Genomic DNA, 19,090 nt, shown 5'->3' on the forward strand with positions numbered 1-19,090 from the left:
CTGGTGCTGCCGAGGCATGCCCCAGGGACAGATCAGCCCAGAATATGAATGAACAATAAATAGATTCATTTGTTACTTTTTCATGACGTAGGGTGCCTGCCTTCCGCCCGCGTTTACCCCCGAGTCACATTGGCGTGACCAGGGAGAAATCATGTACCGACCGTTGTTCGCCCGCAGTCGCTTGTCTGTCGCGCTGGGTTCGGCATTGGTGCTGGTGGCCGCCGCACCGGCCATGGCGCAGCAGGCCGCCACGCAGGAACAGAAGGCCGAGCCCGCCAGCAGCAAGACCCCCGTGCAGCTGGACCGGATGACCGTCACCGGCTCGCGCATCTACCGCGCCGGTTTCGACACGCTCGAGCCCGCCGCGGTGGTCAGCCGTGAATCGATCGAGAACTATGGCGACACCAACCTCATCGATGCCCTGACCCGGATTCCCGGGGTCAGTGCCGGCGTCAGTTCGCGCGGCGACCAGGCCGGCTTCGGTGCAGGCGTCAACTTCGCCAGCAAGTTCGGGCTGGGCAGCAATCGCCTGCTGACCCTGGTCAATGGACGCCGCTTCGTCACCTCTACACCGCCCACCATCTTCGGAGCCGGCGGCGGCTCGGGCATCCAGGTCGACATGAACGCCATTCCCAGCGTCATGGTGCAACGCATTGAAAGCCTGAGCGTTGGCGGTGCACCCACCTATGGCTCGGATGCGATCTCCGGCGTCAACAACATCATCCTGCGCGACCGGTTCGAGGGTGCCGAAGTCGAGCTGGGCTACGGCAGGACCAGCAAGAACGACAACGAGCGCTACTCCTGGTCGGCCATCTTCGGTACCGACTTCGCTGATGGCCGTGGCCACATTGTGGTGGCGGCGGAACTGGACAACGCCGATGGGGTGAACGCGCTGCAACGCGATTTCTACCGCCAGGGCTACAGCCTGCAGGCCAATCCCACGGCGGCCAATGCCACTGCCCAGCCCCTGCGCCGGCCGACCAATGATGGCCGCATCGACGGCAGCATTCCGTTCAACACCGGGCCCCGCGATGGTATCCCCGACCAGGTCTGGATCCGCAACCGGCGCATTGCCAGCATGACCTTCGGTGGCCTGGTGATGCCGGCGACCGGCAGCTACACGCGCAACGGCCTGGGCGACATCCTTGGCTTCGGCCCGAACAAAGACAAACTGTGGCAGTTCAACAACGAGGGCAAGCTGGTCGAGTTCAATCCCGGCACCAGCTACGCGGGCGGCAACGCCTCCGGCGGTGACGGCCTGAACCTGTTCGAGACGGTGCCGCTGATCGCCGACCTCGAACGACGCTCGGTATTCTCCACCGGCAGCTTCGACTTCACCGACAACGTGCGTGGCTTGTTCGAACTTTCGCGATACGAAGCGACCGCCCGCGAAACCCTCGACCAGAACGTCTACAACGCGGTGTCCTTCGGCAATGCGCGCCTGGACGGCGGCGGTACCGCCAGCGGTGCACTGACCTTCAGCGCCAGCAATCCGTTCCTCAGTGCGGAAACCCGCAAGATCCTCGCCGACAACGGCATCACCTCGTTCCGCCTGTCGCGATCTTCGCGCGACCTGTCGATGAACAACGCCAGCACCGAAACCCGCCTGACCCGTGCGGTGCTCGGCCTGAACGGCTTCTTCGAGGTCGGAAAACGCAGCTTCAACTGGGAAGCCAGCGTCACCCACGGCCGCGGTGACTTCGACTACCTCGGCACCGGCCTGATCCAGCAGAACTTCATCAATGCGATCAACGTCACCACCGACGCCAGCGGGCGCATCATCTGTGATGCCACCCGCCCGGGCACCACGGCCGATGCGAACTGCCGCCCGCTGAATCTGTTCGGCGAGAACCAGGCGTCGCGCGAAGCCCTGGACTATGTCTCCACCCGGACCGTGGCCAAGGCGCAGACCCGCCAGACCGTCATCAATGCGTCGGTATCCGGCGGCCTGTTCGATCTTCCCGGCGGCGAGCTGTCCGCGGCGGCCGGCTTCGAGCACCGCCGCGAAGAAGGCTCCTTCACCCCCAGCGAGTACCAGCGCCTGGGCCAGGGCCGTTCGGTGCCGACCCAGGCGGCCGAGGGCAAGTACCACACCAACGAAGTGTTCGCCGAAGTGCTGGCACCGCTGTTCAATCCCGACTGGGATATCCCGGGCCTGCATCGCCTGGACCTGACCGCCAAGTTCCGCCGCGTCGACAACTCCGTCGCCGGCGCGTTCAATGCGTTCACCTACGGCATCCAGTACGAACCGATCGCCGGCCTGCAGCTGCGCGGCAACAAGACCCAGTCACTGCGCGCGCCCTCCATCGCCGAGCTCTACACCACCCAGCAGCCGGCCTACTACAACATCCCGGAAGTGTGCTCGCTGGACAACATCAGCGGCGGCTCAAATCCGGCGGTGCGTCGCCGCAACTGCCAGGCGTTCTTCGCCGCCTACCCGGGTGCCGATCCGAACACTTTCCGCCAGCAGCCGACCAATACGCTGGGTTCGACCAACGGCAGCACCCGCCTGCAGAACGAAACGGCGAAGTCGTGGACGGCCGGCATCGTGTTCGCCCCAGAATGGATCCCGGGCCTGCGCGTCGCCGCCGACTGGTATGACATCAAGATCAACAACGTGATCACGTCGCTGAGCGCCAACGACATCATCACCGGTTGCTTCGACACTGCCGACTTCAACGCCGCCAACGTGCCCAACGCCAACCGCTTCTGCAGCCTGGTGACGCGTGATCCGAACACCGGCGTGGCTACCAGCATCAAGACCGAGTATGGCAACGGCCCGGTGCTGATGTTCCGTGGCTGGACCGCCGAAGTCGGCTACCGTTGGGACCTGTCGCGCTTCGGCGTACTGGACCTGGACTTCTACGGCTACATGCCGAAGAACCGTGGCCAGGCCGCGAACCGGGACGTGCCGTTCGTCGAACAGGCGGGCAGCTTCAACGAGCCCAAGCGCCAGTTCCGTTGGACCGCCCAGCATCGCATCGGCAACTGGAACTACGGCGTGGCCTCCAACTACACCAGCAGCGCCCAGTACACGATGACCGATACCCCGGAAAGCCGTCAGTACTTCTACCGCGACAGCTGGACCACCTGGGACGCCAACGTCACCTACCGCATCACCGACGCCGCGCGCGTGACGTTGTCGGTGATCAACGTAGGCGACGACATCGGGCCGTTCCCGTATGTACTGGATGCACTGGGCCGTCGCTACATGGCCAGCCTGCGCTACAACTTCAAGTAGGCCTGGCGCAGCGTTTCCACAGGCGGGGCCCGGTGTACGGGCCCCGCTCAATCAAACAGACCTTGTTCCGCCAACCGGGTCAACTCATCCACCACATAGCGCACCTTGGGCCGCAGGTGGCGCGTCGGTGGCCACAGCGCATGGATGTCGATGTGCCGCTGCATGTGTTCGTCCAGCACCGATTGCAGCACGCCGGAATCGAGATGGCGGCGCACCAGAGAAATGGGCATCTGGCAGATGCCGAGGCCGGCGATGGCCGCTTCAATCACCGCGTCGCCATCATTGAGTTGATAGGGCGCACTGGGAATGAACGTTCCCTCGTCCTCCTCGCTGCCGATCCGCCACCAGATCGGTTGCCCGTGGCGGAAGCCGACGATGCTGCGGTGCTGCGCCAGTTCCTGCACCGTGCGCGGCACGCCATGCGCCTGCAGGTACGCCGGCGATGCGCAGGTGACCAGGCGCTGGCGCCCCAACCGGCGCGCGACCAGGTGCTCGGCCTGGTGCAGCCCACCGAAACGGATCAGCAGGTCGATGCCCTCTTCGACCGGATCGACGAAGTGATCGGTGAAGGTCATCGTCAACTGCAGGTCCGGATACTGGCGGCACAACCGCAGCAGCACCGGCAGCACCACCAGCCGCCCGAACGAGGACGGCATGTCGATGCGCAGCCGCCCGCTGGGCAGGCCCGCCGAACCCAGACAGGCCTCGGCCGCGGAGATTTCTTCCAGCGCCGCCGCACAGGAGGCGTAGTACGCCTCGCCATCAGTGGTCAGTGCGATGCGCCGCGTAGTGCGATGGAACAGGCGCACCGCCAGCCGCGCCTCCAGACGGGCGATGGCCTTGCCCACCGCCGAGCGCGAGATGCCCAGCGCGTCCGCCGCCTCGGTGAAGCTGCCCGAGCGTGCGGTCGTGACGAACGTCACCAGGCCATTCAAGGATTCCAGCGGCAGCATCGTTCGCACTCCATTGGGGACAAATAGTCCCGCACCAAGGGAGATCGAAGCGCTTTATGCGCCTGCATGTCAACTCCATCCTGTGTGCATCGCGCCGCTGGCGCCTCTCCCCCGCACCGAGATGACCGACATGACCACCGCCCTCTTCCGCCCGATCGACCTGTCAGGAACCGCCCTGCGCAACCGCATCGCAATGGCGCCGATGACCCGCGCCCGCAATCCCGGCGCGATCGCCAACGCGCTCACCGCGCAGTATTACCGGCAGCGTGCCAGCGCCGGCCTGATCATCAGCGAAGGCACGCCGGTCTCGCCGCAGGGCCAGGGCTACATCGACGTGCCGGGTATCTGGTCGGCCGAGCAGGTGGCCGGGTGGAAGCTCGTCACCGAGGCGGTGCATGCCGCGCAGGGCACGATCTTCGCCCAGCTCTGGCACGTCGGCCGCATGTCGCATGCCTCGCTGCAGCCTGAGGGCGGACAACCGGTCAGCGCCGGTACCCGCCCGGTGGCCAGCGCACCGAAGAACACCTCGTTCGTCTATCTGGACGACGGCAGCCGAGGCCACGCCGATCCCACCCCGGCACGTGCACTGGAGACTGCGGAGATCCCCGGCATCATTGACGACTTCGCACGCGGCGCCGACAACGCCATCGCTGCCGGCTTCGATGGCATCGAACTGCATGCCGCCAACGGCTACCTGTTCGAGCAGTTCCTCAACCCGCTCATCAACGAGCGCGACGACCGCTACGGCGGCTCGCTGCCGAACCGCGCGCGATTGATCCTGGAGACGGTGGATGCGATGGCCCAGCGCATCGGTGCGCACCGCATCGGCGTACGCCTGGCACCGAACAACCTCACCTTCGACATGCCGTTCTACCCCGACAACGAAGCCACCTATCTGTACCTGGCCGAGGAACTGGGCAAGCGCGGGCTGGCCTATGTGCATCTCAACGACAACCTGCAGGCGGGGCAGTCGGTGCTGGGCGAGGCGTTCCTGCAGCAGTTCAAGCAGGTCTACGGTGGCACGTTGATCCTGGCCGGTGGCATGACCCGCGAACGCGCCCTGCAGCTGGTCGAGGCCGGCACCATCGACCTGGCCGCATTCGGCCAGCCGTTCATCGCCAACCCGGATCTGGTCGAACGCCTGCAGCACAACGTCGCGCTGGCCACGCCCGACCGCAATACCTATTACGGTGGCGGCGAGGCAGGCTACCTCGACTACCCGCGCGCGCAGTAGAGCCACGCGATGCGTGGATGCGGGCGTACACTGCCCACCCGCATCCACCGGATCTGGCCATGGATACGCGCACCGCATCGTTCATCGTCAACCTCGATGTCCCCGATCTTGCCGCTGCCGAGGACTTCTACATCCGAGTCTTCGGCCTGCGCATCGGGCGCCGTCTAGGCCCAGGCGCCGTGGAGCTGCTCGGTGGGCCAACGCCGCTGTACCTGCTGCAGAACGAGGCCGGCAGCGCCGCCACCGATGATGGCGACGTGCGCGACTACGAGCGCCATTGGACGCCGCTGCACCTGGACTGGGTGGTGGATGACATCGAAGCCGCACTGGTCCGTGCGGTTGCGGCCGGGGCGACGCTTGAGCAGTCCGTGCGCGAGCGCCGCTGGGGGCGCATCGCCGTGCTGGCCGATCCGTTCGGGCATGGCTTCTGCCTGATCCAGTTCAGCGGCGAAGGCTACAACGCGCTGGTCGAATGACCGGCGCGCCGTTCACCACGGCAACGGCACTGCTTCACCGTTGGCGCACTCACCGTAGTACAGCGACGGCAGCAGTCGCGAGAGGAAACTGAACTCCGTGTAGCAATGCCTGAGCAGGCCCAGGCCGACCGCATCGCCGGCATCGCGCTGCGGATCGGTGCTGTCCAGGCCAAGCACGAAGCGGCTGCGCAGCACGCAGCCAAACGGCGTATCGCGCGCGACATGCAGCATCTGCCCGTCGCAGGGATCACCGTTTGCATCCAGGCGTACGTGATCTCCGAAGCCGATGCGCGCGGCGATCACTGCCGATACATCGCCTGCATCCTGTGCCACCTGCAGGCGCTCGGGCACCAGCAACGTGCGCGGGTCATGGAACTTCAGGCGTGCCGCCACCGGCGGGATGTCGGCCAGCGATTCCACCGCGTGGATGCTGGCACCGTGGTAGCTGCGTCCGCGCTGCCAGGCCGCGTCCCAGCCGCGATGCTCGACATGATCGACCGGATGCCACCAGCGGATGTGCTGTGTGGTCTCAAAGAAGGTGAACCACCAGTCCAGCATGCGGCCCTTGCAACCGTGCAGATCGGTACGCACCGCCACCAGCAGGGTGCCATCTTCGCGGCGCTGGATGCCGGTTTCCAAGCGCATCGGTGCGGGGTCGAGCAGATCGTGGTGGTCCAGCCAGGCGCGGGCGTTCACAGCGGTATCCATCGGGGTCTCCTGCATGTCGGGAGACCTGACAATACGGAAACGTTATTCGTTTCGCAATTATCCGAATGCGGTAAGATGGGCGCAATGAACAGCACCACCCTGCCCGAGCCACCCTCACCAATCCGCCGCCGCGGCCGCCCTGCGCGGCCGGAAGCCGAAGTCCGCCACGCCGTGCTGCAGGCCACGCTGGAGCTGCTGCTGGCACAGGGTTACGAGGCCACCACCATCGAAGCGGTGGCGGCGCACGCCGGGGTAGCGAAGAAGACCGTGTACCGCCACGCCAGCAACCGCGAAGAACTGGTCGGGTTGGCCGTGCGCGAGTGGACCGACGGCTTCGCGCCGCAGTTGCAGCGCGATGCGCACGACGCCGACGAGGTGATGCCGTTGCTGCAGGCCATCCTGCACGCGGTGTGCGCGCAGGCACTGTCGGCGCAGGCAGTGCAGGTGTTCCGGCTGCTGGCCACCGACTTTCCTGGCAAGGACGCGCTGCTGCAGGCCTATCTGGACAATGGCATCGAACGCGGCCGTGCGCTGCTGGCCGACTGGCTGGCGCGTCAGCAGCAGCGCGGGCTGCTGCGCGAGGGAGATGCCGCGTGCATGGCGCGGCTGATCCTGGCGATGGCCGTGGCCGAGCCGCTGCGCGAACGCGTGATCGGTGTGGTGGCCGAGGATGCGCCGGTAGAGGTGCATCTGCGTGATTGCCTGGAATTGTTGGCACCCGTACTGCAGGTGCCGTAGCCGGCCGCATCCACGCATGGCGAGGTTCTACCGGCAGCGCTTCGGATCAGGTCACGCCTGCACGTAGGGTATTTCGCTGTCGATACCGTCGAACGCGATCAGCTGCAGCAGCGGCTGCACGTCCTCGTCACTGATCTCACCCGCAGTGATGTCATCCACGCGTGCATACAACGCCTCCAGCGCCGCTACCTGGTCCCCTCGCAGCCAGCCACGATGGGTACCGAGCCAAGCCTGCAGATTGGTTCCGATATCGCCCTCCGAAAGCAGCGAATCCTCTTCCTCCAGCTCCACCACCGCTTCGGCCATCTTGCGGAACAGGAAGTCCTGGAAGTTCGCGGCCAGCAGATCGGCGCGATCATCGTCATGCCAGACCAGCAGCACCGGCGACTCGCTGGAACCCGGTGCATTGGTCCAGAAACAGTAGTGATCACCCGCGCCGGTGCGCGCGAACGGCAGCAGTTTCAGGTCATCGCGCAGCGGGTTGTAATGATCTTCGGCAGTCAGATCTTCCCACGCTGCGCGCAGTTCGCTCGGCTCGATCGGTTCATAGTCGTTGGCATACAGCAGTACCGGCGGCTGCGGCTGCACCTGCGGGAACACCGTGCGGTACCAGTTCGGGCCCTGCTCGCCCCAGCTGAAACGGTTGTCTTCCACCAGCTGGCGGAACAACGGCGGGAAGGTCTGGCCGGAAGCCTGTTCGAGATCGGCGAGCATGCTCAATGACGTCCTTTTGTTGAGAAGACTCACTCTAGCGGGTGAACGCCATCCACGCATGGCGTGGATCTACCCGGAAAGCTCTCGTTGGAGCCGGTCATTGGACGGCACTGCGCCATCCACCGCGATTCACTCGCGCAGCATATCCACGAACGCACGCAGCGCACCGGGCATCTGCCGCTGCTTCGGGTAGTACAGCGCGAAGCCGGCGAACGGTTCGCTCCAGTCTTCCAGCACCGCCACCATCTGCCCCGATTCGATGTAGGGCCGCGCGGTGTCTTCCAGCACGTAGGCCAGGCCGATGCCATCGAGTACCGCGCCGACCACGGTGCCCTGCTCGCCCAGCGTCAGCCGTCCGGGCACGTCGATCTCCAGCGCCTGCCCACCGCGCTCGAACTGCCACTTGTACAGGTGCCCGCTGGCGAAGCGGAAGCGGATGCATTCGTGCGCGGCCAGGTCGCGCGGATGCTGTGGCGCCGGATGCCGCCGCAGGTAGTCCGGCGAGCCGACAATCAGCCCGCGCAGCGGTGGCCCCATCGGCACTGCCACCATGTCCTCGGGCACGAACTCGTGCAGGCGCACGCCGGCGTCGTAGCCCTCGGCGACGATGTCGACCAGGCCGTCGTTCTCGGTCAGCTCCACCCGCACGTCGGGATGGGCGTGCAGGAAGCGCGCCAGCCGTGGTCCCAGCTGTGTCGCCACCGCCGCACGGGTGGCATTGATGCGCAGCAGGCCGGCCGGTGCGGCACGGAACTGGTTCATCTCCTCCAACGCATCGTGCACCTGCCCCAAGGCCGGCTGCAGGCGCTCCAGCAGGCGCTGTCCGGCCTCGGTCAGGGCCACGCTACGGGTGGTGCGATGGAACAGGCCCACGCCCAACCGTTCTTCCAGCGCGCGGATCGCATAACTCACCGCCGAGGTCGACAGCGCCAGCTCGGCGCCGGCACGGCGGAAGCTGCGGTGGCGGGCGACTGCGGCGAACGCGGCCAGGTGGGAGAGATTGTCAGTGGCCATGATTGTGCAGTTTCACTTGATGAATCATGCCGATATCCGGGCTTTTTGCCGCTGGGTACGGGGCGTATTGTAAAGCGCCTTTCGACAAACCCTGCCAAGGATTCCCCATGTCCCTCGCCCGTGGTTACGCCGCCCATTCACATACCGACCCGCTGATCCCGTACGAATTCGAACGCCGCGCGGTCGGCCCGGACGATGTGCGCATCGAGATCCTCTACAGCGGCATCTGCCATTCGGACCTGCACCAGGCCCGCGACGACTGGGGTGGCTCGATCTACCCGATGGTGCCGGGCCACGAGATCATTGGCCGCGTCACCGAGGTCGGCAGCAACGTCACCCGCTTCAAGGTGGGCGACCACGCCGGCGTGGGCTGCATGGTCGACTCATGCCGCAACTGCGACGCCTGCGAGCACGACCTGGAGCAGTACTGCGCCGAAGGCGCGACCTGGACCTACAACGGCCGTGAACGCGAAAGCGGCGCGCCGACCTACGGCGGCTATTCCGACCACGTGGTGGTCGAACAGCGCTTCGTGGTGAAGGTGTCCGAAACGCTGGACCTGAAGGCCGCCGCCCCGCTGCTGTGCGCCGGCATCACCACCTGGTCGCCGCTGCGCCACTGGAAGGTCGGCCCGGGCCAGAAGGTCGGCGTGATCGGCCTCGGTGGCCTCGGCCACATGGGCGTGAAGTTCGCCAAGGCCCTCGGCGCGCACGTGGTGATGATCACCACCACGCCGGAGAAGGGTGCCGATGCCAAGCGCCTGGGCGCCGATGAAGTGCTGGTCTCGCGCGATGCCGCGCAGATGAAGGCGCACGCCGGCAGCTTCGACTTCCTGCTCAACACCATCCCGGTTGGCCATGACACCAACCCGTACATGGGCCTGCTCAAGCGCGAGGCCACCATGTGCCTGGTCGGCGTGCTGACCGAACTGGATCCGCCGCTGACCGGCGGCAGCGTGATCTTCGGCCGCAAGCACCTGACCGGCTCTGCGATCGGCGGCATGGCCGAAACCCAGGAAATGATGGATTTCTGCGCCGAGCACGGCATCGTCAGCGATGTCGAGATGATCGACATCAAGAACGTCAACGAAGCCTGGGAGCGCATGGCGAAGAACGATGTGCGCTACCGCTTCGTGATCGACATGGCGACGATGAAGAACGCCGCCTGATCGATCGGCGACTGTGAACGAAGAACCCCGGCACTGCCGGGGTTTCTTGTTTGCGTTGCACGGCCCGTCCGCCGGGCCATGCCCGGCGAGCGAAGCGGTTGCCTCCCTCCTTGGGCATGACGAAGATCAAGGACCCGGCCACCAGCCGGGCGCAGACTCGCTGCATGGCCCGCCTGCCCTCCCCTGCGATGCTGATGCGCGCGCCGCACCGGCTGCTGTTCTTCATCGGCGCCAGCAACCTGCTGCTGGCAATGCTGTGGTGGGCGTTGTGGCTGGGCGCATTGCGCGGGTTGTGGACGCCGCAGCCACCGCCGCTGCCTCCGGCCTGGCTGCACGCGCTGCTGATGCAGTACCTGGTACTGCCCAGTTTCATCTTCGGCTTCCTGCTCACCGTGTTCCCGCGCTGGATGGCACAGCCGGAGCTGCCACGCAGCCGTTATGCGCCGGTCGGCATCGGCCTGTTTGGTGGGCAGGCGTTGCTGATTGCCGCCGCCTGCGGGTGGACACCCGGGCTGTGGCCCGGCCTGCTGCTGGCACTGGCCGGCTGGAGCGCCGGACTGATCGTGCTGGGACGCGTGCTCAAGGCCGCCGGTCCCAACCGCAACTGGCATGCGCGCGCCTGCTATGCCGCACTGCTGCTGGGCTGGCTGGGGCTGCTGCTGTTCATGGCGGTGGGGCGCGGCCACGCCACGCTGATGCCAGTCACGGTGGCACTCGGCACCTTCGGCCTGCTGCTACCGGTCTACCTCACCGTCGCGCACCGGATGATCCCGTTCTTCGCCAACAACGTGGTGGATGGCTATGTAGCGTGGCGCCCGCTGCGCTGGTTGGCTGCGATGTGGGCGCTGCTGATGCTGCGCCTGCTGTTGAGCGCGTTGCAGGTCGACCACCTGCTGTGGCTGGCCGATGCGCCGCTGCTGATGTTGTCGCTGCAGGCGCTATGGCACTGGTGGCCACGCGGGCCGATGCCGGGCCTGCTCGCGGCCCTGTTCCTGGCACTGGCGTGGCTGCCGATCAGCTTCGCGTTGTATCTGCTGCAGGACATCGGCCAGATGCTGGGCCATCCGCAACTGCTCGGCCGCGCGCCGCTGCATGCCCTCGCCGTGGGCCTGTTCGGCAGCCTGCTGGTGGCGATGGTGACCCGGGTCACCCAGGGCCATTCCGGCCGACCGCTGGTGATGCCGGCAGTGGCCTGGTTTGCGTTCGTCGCGCTGCAGGCGGTGGCGATCATGCGCATCGTCGCCGAACTGATGCCCGACGCCTATGCGTGGCATTTCGCCGCAGCCATCGGCTGGTTGCTGGCCTTGGCACCGTGGGTGGCGCGGCTGGGCTGGATCTACCTGAGCCCACGGCGCGACGGCAAGCCGGGCTGACATCACCGCCGGGCATGGCACCATGGTGGGCATGTCCGATATCCCGCTCGATCCCACCGCAATCACTAGCTTCGCCGATGGCGACCCTGACGAGAATCCCTGGGTTCTCGGCGCGCCGCAGCCGGAAGCGCTGCAGGTGGTGCCTTGGTCCACGCTGTGGGCCGACCAGTTCGAGCAGCAGCGCACGCAGCTTCAGGCGACACTCGGCAACATCGCGCTGGGCATTGAACACGTCGGCTCCACCGCGGTGCCGGGCCTGCCGGCCAAACCGGTACTGGACATCGACCTGCTGGTTGCCGATCCCGCCGACGAAGCGGCCTGGCTGCCAGCGCTGCAGGCACTGGGCTACGTGCTTACCATCCGCGAACCCTCGTGGTACCAGCACCGCATGCTGCGACTGCACGTGCCGCGCGTGAACCTCCACGTGTTCGCACCTGGTTGCGCCGAGCACCTCCGCCACTGCTTGTTCCGCGATTGGCTGCGCAGCCATGAAGATGACCGCAGGCGCTATGCACAGGCCAAGCAAGCAGCACTGCAGGGCAATGCCAACGTGCAGGCCTACAACCGCAGCAAGCAGGATGTGGTTCGCGACATCTACGCGCGCCTGTTCGCAGCGCGCGGGTGGTGACGCAACGGCAGGTGCCGGCCCCGGTTGGCACCCGCCGGAACAGTGTCAGTACGCGAACTCGCGGAACACCGGATCAACGTCGCCGTGCCAGCGGCCATGGAACAGCGCCAGCTTGCGTTCGGCCGGGGTCAGGCCGGACTCGACGATCTCCTGCAGCACGTCCAGGAACTTGCTCTCGTCCTGGCCGTCGGCATTGCGCGCCGCGCGGCGCTTGAGGCCTTCGACGGAAATCTTCACCGCTTCACGGGCCAGGTCGCGCACGCTGCCAGTGCGGAACGGCAGGTTCATCGCATGCTTCGGCACGCCGTCGCGCAGTGCATGGCGCTCGGCCAGGGTGAAATCACGCACCAGGTCCCAAGCCGCATCCAGTGCGGTGTCGTCGTACAGCAGGCCGACCCAGAACGCCGGCAGCGCACACAGGCGGCTCCACGGGCCACCGTCGGCACCGCGCATTTCCAGGTACTTCTTCAGGCGCACTTCCGGGAACGCGGTGGTCATGTGGTCCGACCAGTCGCGCAGCGTCGGCAGCGCGCCCGGCAGCACCGGCAGCTTGGCCTGCATGAAATCGCGGAAGCTCTGCCCGCTGGCGTCGTGGTAGATGCCATCGCGGTAGGAGAAATACATCGGCACGTCGAGCAGGTAATCGACATAGCGCTCGTAACCGAAGCCATCCTCGAACACGAAGTCGAGCATGCCGGTGCGGTCGGCGTCGGTGTCGGTCCAGATGTGTGAGCGGTAGCTCAGGTAGCCGTTGGGCTTGCCTTCGGTGAACGGCGAATCGGCGAACAGCGCGGTGGCGATCGGCTGCAGCGCCAGCGACACGCGGAACTTCTTCACCATGTCCGCTTCGGTGGCGTAATCCAGGTTCACCTGCACCGTGCAGGTGCGGGTCATCATGTCCAGGCCCAGCGAGCCGACCTTGGGCATGTAGGCGCGCATGATCTTGTAGCGGCCCTTTGGCATCCACGGCATTTCATCGCGCTTCCATTTCGGCTGGAAGCCCATGCCGAGGAAGCCGAGCTGCAGCTCACCGGCCACCTGTGCCACTTCGTTGAGATGGGTGCCGGTCTCCACGCAGGTCTGGTGGATGGTCTCCAGCGCCGCGCCGGACAGTTCCAACTGACCGGCAGGTTCCAGTGTCACCGAGGCACCATCGCGCAGCAGGGCGATGGTGTTGCCGTTCTCCTGCACCGGCTCCCAGCCGAAGCGGACCAGGCCATTGAGCAGCGCTTCGATGCCGCGCTCGCCTTCAAAGGTCGGCGGGCGCAGGTCATCCAGGCGGAACCCGAACTTCTCGTGCTCGGTGCCGATGCGCCACTGCGCGCGGGGTTTCTCGCCGGAGGCGATCACCTCCACCAGCTGCGAGCGGTCGGTAATGGGTGTATCGGCGACGTGGCTGGGGCTCGACAAGGGGAAGGCTCGCTGGACAGTGGCGGGGGATGTGGGGCTCGGAGCCTTCCATCGCAAGGGCGCACTATAGCGTGGCGACCCGTTGCGTCATGCGACGGAGACGGTTTTCAGCATCCTACCGACGCCCTCTTGACCCTCGTACACTCGGGGCCATGAGCCGCCATTCACGACACCCCGAACTGCACCGCTCCGAGCGCGTCGGCTGGCTGCGTGCCGCCGTGCTGGGGGCCAACGATGGCATCGTCTCGGTGGCCGGCCTGGTGGTCGGCGTGGCCGCCAGCGGCGCCTCCGCGGCGACCATTCTGGCCACCGGCGTGGCTGGCACCGTGGCCGGCGCGATGTCGATGGCTGCTGGAGAGTATGTCTCCGTGCAGACCCAGGCCGACACCGAAGACGCCGACCTGGCGATGGAAAAGCGCGAACTGCACGAAGATCCGCACAGCGAACTGGAAGAGCTGGCCGCGATCTACCGCCACCGCGGCCTGGAGCCGGCACTGGCGCGGCAGGTGGCCGAACAGCTCACCGCCCACGATGCGCTGGGCGCCCACGCACGCGACGAGCTGGGCATCACCGATACCCTGCGCGCGCGCCCGCTGCAGGCAGCGCTGGCCTCGGCCGGCGCCTTCACCTGTGGTGCGGCACTCCCGGTGCTGACCGCGCTGCTCGCGCCGGTCGACAAGGTCGCGATGATGACCACCGCCAGCACCCTGCTCGGCCTGTGCCTGACCGGCGCGATGGCGGCCCAGGCCGGCGGCGCACCGCCGGTACGCGGCGCGATCCGGGTGATGTTCTGGGGCGCGTTGGCGATGGCCGCGGCCGCCGGCGTCGGTCGCCTGCTCGGCGCACACGTGACATGACCGCCATGCTGCCCCCGGCCACCGCACTGCTGGCCGAGATGGCCAGCCTGGCGGGCTGTGAGCGCGCCGAAGGCTATGCCTGCATCACCGCCCGTCGCGAGCATGGCGCCAGCTCGGTGGAGATTCCGCAACCGCAGTTCGCGATCCTGCTGGAGGGCCGCAAGCAGGTGCGCACCGCGCACCAGTCGCTGGAATTCATCCCCGGCGACATCCTGCTGCTGACCCAGCGCTGCCGCATCGATGTGGTCAACACGCCCGACCCGGGGACCGGCCGCTACCTCAGTGCCATCGTGCCGCTGTGTGCCGAAGTACTGGCGGCCGCACGCACGCTGTGGAGCGAGGACCTTCCCGCGCCGGGCCAGGCGATGGCACGTCTGCCGTTGATCGACCATGGCCCGGTGCTGCGCCAGTGGCGGCAATCGCTGCAGGACGGCCGTTACAGCGAGGCACGATTGGCCCTGGCCTCGCTGGTGCTGACCCTGTGCCGGCAGGGCCACGGCAACCTGCTGCTGCCGCAGGCGCCGAGCCTGGGCGAACAGATCCGCGACCGCATCGCCGCCGAACCGGCACGCGACTGGCAATCGCGTGATGTGGAAGAACAGTTCGCGCTGAGCGGTGCGACCCTGCGTCGTCGTCTCGCCGCCGAGGACACCAGCCTGCGCCAGCTGCTTACCGAGGCCCGGCTGGCGCATGGCATGCAGCTGCTCTACACCACGGACCTGCCATTGAAGACCGTCGCAGCACGCGCGGGCTACCGGTCTGCGGCGAGTTTCAGCAAGCGCTTCGCCGAGCAGTACGGGCTGGCTCCCACAGACATTTGAAGGGGTTCGGCAGGGCTGCGCCCTGCAGACAACACCCCTCCCTGAGCATTCCGCGTAGTGGTTTGAGCGCCGCACACACGTCGGCCACGGCACGCTATACGGCAACGGAACCGCCCGTCGTCCACCGAGAACCACCATGTCCCTGCGTCCCCTGCCGCTGCACCGCGCCCTGCTGTTGGCCCTGTCATCCCTGCCACTGGCCGCGCTGGCCGAAACCACGTCGCCTGCCCCCACCCAGCAGGTCCCAGGCGTCTACCACCAGCGCGTCGGTGCGCTGCAGGTCACCGCCCTGTTCGATGGCGTGGTCGCGCTGGGCCGGCAGGAAGTCGTGGACGTGCCGCCGACGCTGGTCAGCCGCCTGTTGGAAGGCCGTTACGTGCCGGAAGACAAGAAGGGGCTGCAGACCGCGATCAACGCTTTCCTTGTGCGCCAGGGCAATCACCTGACCCTGGTCGATACCGGCACCGCGCAGTGCTTCGGCCCCGGCCTGGGCCAGGTGCTGGGCAACCTGCGCGCCTCCGGCGTGGACCCGGCCGAGGTGGATGACGTGCTGCTGACCCATGCCCATCCGGATCACCTGTGTGGCGTACTCGACGCGCAGGGCAAGCCGGCCTACCCGAATGCCACGGTGTGGCTGTCCAAGGCCGATGCCGACTACTGGCTCAACCCGGCCAGCGAGGCCACCGCGCCGAAGGGCGTGCGCTTTGCCTTCCCGCTGGCGCGCAACGCGGTAGCGCCCTATCAGGCCAGCGGCCACCTGCGCACCTTCAGTCCCGGCGATGCCCTGCCCGGTGGCGCGGTGGCGATGGACACCCATGGCCATACGCCCGGCCATGTCTCTTACCGGTTCGACAGCCAGGGCCAGTCACTGCTGGTGTGGGGCGATGTGCTGCACTTCCACGCGGTGCAGTTCGCGCACCCGGAGGCGGCCTTCGAGGCCGATTCGGACCGCAAAGCGGCCATCGCCAGCCGTCGCGGCCTGCTGCAGCAGGCCACCGCCAACGGTTGGTGGGTGGCCGGTGCGCACCTGCCGTTCCCCGGTCTGGGCCATGTGCGTGGCGAGGGCAAGGCCTATGCGTGGGTGCCGGCGGAGTATTCGCCGTTGTGAGGGTGTGCCGACCAAGGTCGGCACCCACCCGATCCGGTAGCGCCCGGCTGCCAGCCGGGCGACCGGAAATGCCTTATTCCAGCCCCAGCCAGCCGCCGATGATGCCGCGGGCTTCGTCCACACCGGTGCGGGCGGCGCCGGAGAACACCTGCACGCTGACCGTATCACCGAAGGAGGAGTGCAGTTCCTTGCGCACCTTCTGCAGGGTCTGCATCTGCTGGCTGCGGCTCAGCTTGTCGGCCTTGGTCAGCAACGCATGCGCCGGCAGGCCACGCTGCACGGCATAGGCCAGCATCTGCCGGTCGTAGTCCTTCAGCGGGTGGCGGATATCCATCACCACCACCAGGCCCCTCAGCGCATTGCGGGTGCGGAAGTAGCGGTCGATGAAGGCCTGCCAGTGCGCCTGCAGGTCCAGCGGCACCTTGGCGTAGCCGTAACCGGGCAGATCGACCAGATGGGCTTCCGGGGTCACCTGGAAGAACACCAGCTGCTGGGTGCGGCCGGGGGTCTTGGAGACCCGGGCCAGGCTGTTCTGGCGGGTCAATGCGTTGAGAGCACTGGACTTGCCGGCGTTGGAGCGGCCCGCAAAGGCCACTTCGGCCCCCTCATCGGGCGGCAGCTGCCCCATGTTGTGGGCAGAGAGGTGGTATTGAGCGCGTTCGATGAGCAATGACATGTGCATAGGATCGCATGTTGTGGCACCGCGCGCCCGGCCCCGGGCCCTCCGCCGGGAAAATGCTGCACTGCTGCGTTGACCGTGCGCGGAAACGGCGTTGATAATCCGGACGATGCCGTGGCTGCCGCCCGGCCCGGTCCATACGGAGCTTTAGCATGCGCCACGCTCGCGTTCTTGCCGTATCCGCCCTTGCCACTGCCGTAGTCGTTGCCGCCGCTGCGTTCGCGCAGACCACGTTGACCCCGCTGCCCGACAACGGGCCGATCAACACCGCCTCGCTGGAGGTCGATTTCAGCAAGACCCACTGGGGCGATGCCAAGGCCGGCCAGACCAAGGCCTCGGCCTGCGCGGCCTGCCATGGCGCCGACGGCAATTCCACGGTGGAGATGTACCCGTCCATCGCCGGCCAGAGCGAACGCTACGTCGCCCAGCAGATGGCCCTGATCGCCAATGGGCAGCGCAGCTCCGGCGCGGCGGTGGCGATGGTGCCGTTCGTGCAGAACCTCACCCCGCAGGACATGCGCGACATCGGCGCGTTCTTCGCCACGCAGAAGGCCACTGCCGGCATCGCCGATGACACGGCGGTCACCGACGGCCCCTACAAGGGCATGAAGTTCTACGAGATCGGCCAGCAGCTGTACCGTGGCGGTGACGCCAAACGCGGCCTGCCGGCCTGCATGGCCTGCCACGGCCCCAGTGGCGCCGGTAATCCGGGCCCGGCCTATCCGCACATCGGCGGCCAGCACGCCAGCTATGTCGCGCGCCGCCTGCAGGAATACCAGGCCGGCCAGACCAACGAGACCGACAAGGCGCACTTCCAGATCATGGCTGCGGTTGCGCAGAAGCTGAGCGAGCAGGAGGTGCAGGCGCTGTCGAGCTACCTGCAGGGCCTGCACAACAAGGCCGACGACGTGGCCGTTGCCACCACGCCGGCACAACCGGCTGCCGCCCCCTGACCACCACTGGTCGGCCCGGGTCGCCACGCCGGCCCGCGGCTGCGGTATGTTTCCTTCACGCCGGCGACCGCGCCGGCGTTGCTTTTTTCAACGGAGATGCGTGTCGATGAGGTTGATTTCCCGCCTGCTGTTGTCTGTGCTGGTGCTGCTGCCGCTGGTAGCCTGCGCCGCCACCCCCGCCAATGCCCCGCTGGTCGAAGGCAAGGACTACGAGCGCATCGCCCAGCCGGGCCCGTTCCAGCCACTGGCCGGCAAGATCGAGGTGGTCGAGGTCTTCGGCTACACCTGCCCGCACTGCGCCCGTTTCGAACCGCAGCTGGAAGCCTGGGCAGCCAAGCTGCCGGCCGATGTGCGCTTCACTCCGGTTCCGGCAGCCTTCGGCGGCGCCTGGGATGCCTGGGCACTGGCCTACTACGCCGCCGACGAAGTCGGCGTGGCCAAGCGCAGCCATGGCGCCGTGTTCAAGGCCCTGCACCAGGACGGCTCGCTGCCGATGCAGAACGTCTCGGCCGATGAGCTCGCCACCTTCTACAAGGCCTACGGCGTGACCCCGGACCGTTACCTGCAGGCCCTGCGCGGCGATGCCGTACAGAAGAAGGTCGATGCCGCCCGCGCGTTCGCCCAGCGCACCAAGATCCCCGGGACCCCGGCGCTGATCATCAACGGCCAGTACCTGGTCCGTGGCGACAGCTTCGACGACCAGCTGCGCATCGCCTCGGCGCTGATCGCCCAGGCCCGCGCCGCCCGCGGCCGCTGAACCAACACCCACCACCGACACGGCGCTTTCGCCGCCGCGTGTCATCATTTCCCCCTGGCCGGCGCATGACGCCGGCCCCACCTTTCCAGATGCTGGAGACGTTTCCATGAAGATCCGTTACGCCCTCGCCCTCGCAGCGCTGCTGCCGATCCTGGCGGCCTGCAAGGCCGACGACGGCAGCACCAACACCACCGCGGCCCCGGCCGAACCGGCTGCAGCTCCGGCGACCACCGAACCGGCCGCTCCGGCAGCGGGTACCG

The 19,090-nt window shown here is 67.1% G+C and carries 18 protein-coding genes and 1 pseudogene; 13 read left to right on the forward strand and 6 right to left on the reverse strand.

Annotated elements, in window-relative coordinates:
- Positions 1-151 precede the first annotated feature (151 nt).
- Positions 152-3,241 (forward strand): TonB-dependent receptor domain-containing protein, encoded by a 3,090-nt coding sequence (locus QRO95_RS02235; protein ID WP_285301560.1) that lies wholly within the window; start codon positions 152-154, stop codon positions 3,239-3,241.
- Between the two features lie 47 nt (positions 3,242-3,288).
- Here the strand turns inward: QRO95_RS02235 and QRO95_RS02240 are convergent, their stop codons facing one another.
- On the reverse strand, positions 3,289-4,194 hold the full coding sequence (locus QRO95_RS02240; protein ID WP_180838628.1) for a LysR family transcriptional regulator: 906 nt from the start codon (positions 4,192-4,194) through the stop codon (positions 3,289-3,291).
- Positions 4,195-4,324: 130 nt separating this feature from the next.
- Here QRO95_RS02240 and QRO95_RS02245 point away from each other — a divergent pair, with 130 nt between their 5' ends.
- Both QRO95_RS02245 and QRO95_RS02250 read left to right on the forward strand, forming a co-directional pair.
- The gene (locus QRO95_RS02245; protein WP_285301561.1) at positions 4,325-5,428 is read left to right on the forward strand and encodes an alkene reductase; all 1,104 of its coding nucleotides are present in this window, start codon (positions 4,325-4,327) and stop codon (positions 5,426-5,428) included.
- Between the two features lie 59 nt (positions 5,429-5,487).
- A complete protein-coding gene (locus QRO95_RS02250) occupies positions 5,488-5,904 on the forward strand; it encodes a VOC family protein (protein ID WP_285301562.1) in 417 nt (138 codons plus the stop codon).
- A gap of 12 nt (positions 5,905-5,916) precedes the next feature.
- Here the strand turns inward: QRO95_RS02250 and QRO95_RS02255 are convergent, their stop codons facing one another.
- A complete protein-coding gene (locus QRO95_RS02255) occupies positions 5,917-6,612 on the reverse strand; it encodes a DAPG hydrolase family protein (protein WP_285301563.1) in 696 nt (231 codons plus the stop codon).
- A 75-nt stretch (positions 6,613-6,687) separates the two neighbouring features.
- Between QRO95_RS02255 and QRO95_RS02260 the strand changes: the two genes are divergently transcribed.
- The gene (locus tag QRO95_RS02260; protein ID WP_049421841.1) at positions 6,688-7,350 is read left to right on the forward strand and encodes a TetR/AcrR family transcriptional regulator; all 663 of its coding nucleotides are present in this window, start codon (positions 6,688-6,690) and stop codon (positions 7,348-7,350) included.
- Positions 7,351-7,401: 51 nt separating this feature from the next.
- Here QRO95_RS02260 and QRO95_RS02265 read toward each other — a convergent pair whose 3' ends face one another.
- Together QRO95_RS02265 and QRO95_RS02270 are read right to left on the reverse strand one after the other, a co-directional pair.
- A complete protein-coding gene (locus QRO95_RS02265) occupies positions 7,402-8,064 on the reverse strand; it encodes an SMI1/KNR4 family protein (protein ID WP_285301564.1) in 663 nt (220 codons plus the stop codon).
- A 129-nt stretch (positions 8,065-8,193) separates the two neighbouring features.
- The gene (locus QRO95_RS02270) at positions 8,194-9,078 is read right to left on the reverse strand and encodes a LysR family transcriptional regulator (RefSeq protein WP_049400266.1); all 885 of its coding nucleotides are present in this window, start codon (positions 9,076-9,078) and stop codon (positions 8,194-8,196) included.
- Between the two features lie 107 nt (positions 9,079-9,185).
- On the opposite strand from QRO95_RS02270, the gene QRO95_RS02275 reads away from it, so the two are divergent.
- From QRO95_RS02275 to QRO95_RS02285, 3 genes are all read left to right on the forward strand, one after another.
- Positions 9,186-10,244 (forward strand): NAD(P)-dependent alcohol dehydrogenase, encoded by a 1,059-nt coding sequence (locus QRO95_RS02275; RefSeq protein ID WP_279913140.1) that lies wholly within the window; start codon positions 9,186-9,188, stop codon positions 10,242-10,244.
- Positions 10,245-10,360: 116 nt separating this feature from the next.
- Positions 10,361-11,617 (forward strand): NnrS family protein, encoded by a 1,257-nt coding sequence (locus QRO95_RS02280; protein ID WP_279913139.1) that lies wholly within the window; start codon positions 10,361-10,363, stop codon positions 11,615-11,617.
- 31 nt (positions 11,618-11,648) lie between these two features.
- Positions 11,649-12,245, forward strand: a complete 597-nt coding sequence (locus tag QRO95_RS02285) for a GrpB family protein (RefSeq protein WP_285301565.1) — start codon at positions 11,649-11,651, stop codon at positions 12,243-12,245.
- 45 nt (positions 12,246-12,290) lie between these two features.
- Here the strand turns inward: QRO95_RS02285 and QRO95_RS02290 are convergent, their stop codons facing one another.
- Positions 12,291-13,655 carry a glutamate--cysteine ligase gene (locus tag QRO95_RS02290; protein WP_032129893.1) on the reverse strand — a complete coding sequence of 455 codons (1,365 nt, stop codon included), beginning with the start codon at positions 13,653-13,655 and terminating at the stop codon, positions 12,291-12,293.
- A gap of 152 nt (positions 13,656-13,807) precedes the next feature.
- Between QRO95_RS02290 and QRO95_RS02295 the strand changes: the two genes are divergently transcribed.
- The 3 genes from QRO95_RS02295 to QRO95_RS02305 all read left to right on the forward strand — a co-directional run bounded on the left by QRO95_RS02295 (position 13,808) and on the right by QRO95_RS02305 (position 16,441).
- Positions 13,808-14,512 (forward strand): VIT family protein, encoded by a 705-nt coding sequence (locus QRO95_RS02295; RefSeq protein ID WP_032129894.1) that lies wholly within the window; start codon positions 13,808-13,810, stop codon positions 14,510-14,512.
- Positions 14,509-15,333 carry a helix-turn-helix transcriptional regulator gene (locus tag QRO95_RS02300; protein ID WP_049400270.1) on the forward strand — a complete coding sequence of 275 codons (825 nt, stop codon included), beginning with the start codon at positions 14,509-14,511 and terminating at the stop codon, positions 15,331-15,333. Before QRO95_RS02295 ends, QRO95_RS02300 begins: the two co-directional genes overlap by 4 nt.
- A 136-nt stretch (positions 15,334-15,469) precedes the next feature.
- A complete protein-coding gene (locus QRO95_RS02305) occupies positions 15,470-16,441 on the forward strand; it encodes an MBL fold metallo-hydrolase (RefSeq protein WP_285301566.1) in 972 nt (323 codons plus the stop codon).
- A 73-nt stretch (positions 16,442-16,514) separates the two neighbouring features.
- Here the strand turns inward: QRO95_RS02305 and yihA are convergent, their stop codons facing one another.
- The gene (gene yihA / locus QRO95_RS02310; RefSeq protein WP_041864681.1) at positions 16,515-17,117 is read right to left on the reverse strand and encodes a ribosome biogenesis GTP-binding protein YihA/YsxC; all 603 of its coding nucleotides are present in this window, start codon (positions 17,115-17,117) and stop codon (positions 16,515-16,517) included.
- 155 nt (positions 17,118-17,272) lie between these two features.
- Here yihA and QRO95_RS02315 point away from each other — a divergent pair, with 155 nt between their 5' ends.
- The 3 genes and pseudogenes from QRO95_RS02315 to QRO95_RS02325 form a co-directional block, all read left to right on the forward strand.
- Positions 17,273-18,073, forward strand: coding sequence for a cytochrome c (locus QRO95_RS02315; protein WP_049400465.1), 801 nt, complete (start codon positions 17,273-17,275; stop codon positions 18,071-18,073).
- 106 nt (positions 18,074-18,179) lie between these two features.
- Positions 18,180-18,830: a thiol:disulfide interchange protein DsbA/DsbL gene (locus tag QRO95_RS02320; RefSeq protein WP_049400466.1), complete on the forward strand. Its 651-nt coding sequence runs from the start codon at positions 18,180-18,182 to the stop codon at positions 18,828-18,830.
- A 106-nt stretch (positions 18,831-18,936) separates the two neighbouring features.
- Positions 18,937-19,090, forward strand: a pseudogene (locus QRO95_RS02325) (thiol:disulfide interchange protein DsbA/DsbL); the annotation flags it as partial.

Source organism: Stenotrophomonas maltophilia group sp. Smal13 (genome assembly GCF_030236855.1).
Classification (GTDB): Bacteria; Pseudomonadota; Gammaproteobacteria; order Xanthomonadales; family Xanthomonadaceae; genus Stenotrophomonas; species Stenotrophomonas maltophilia_A.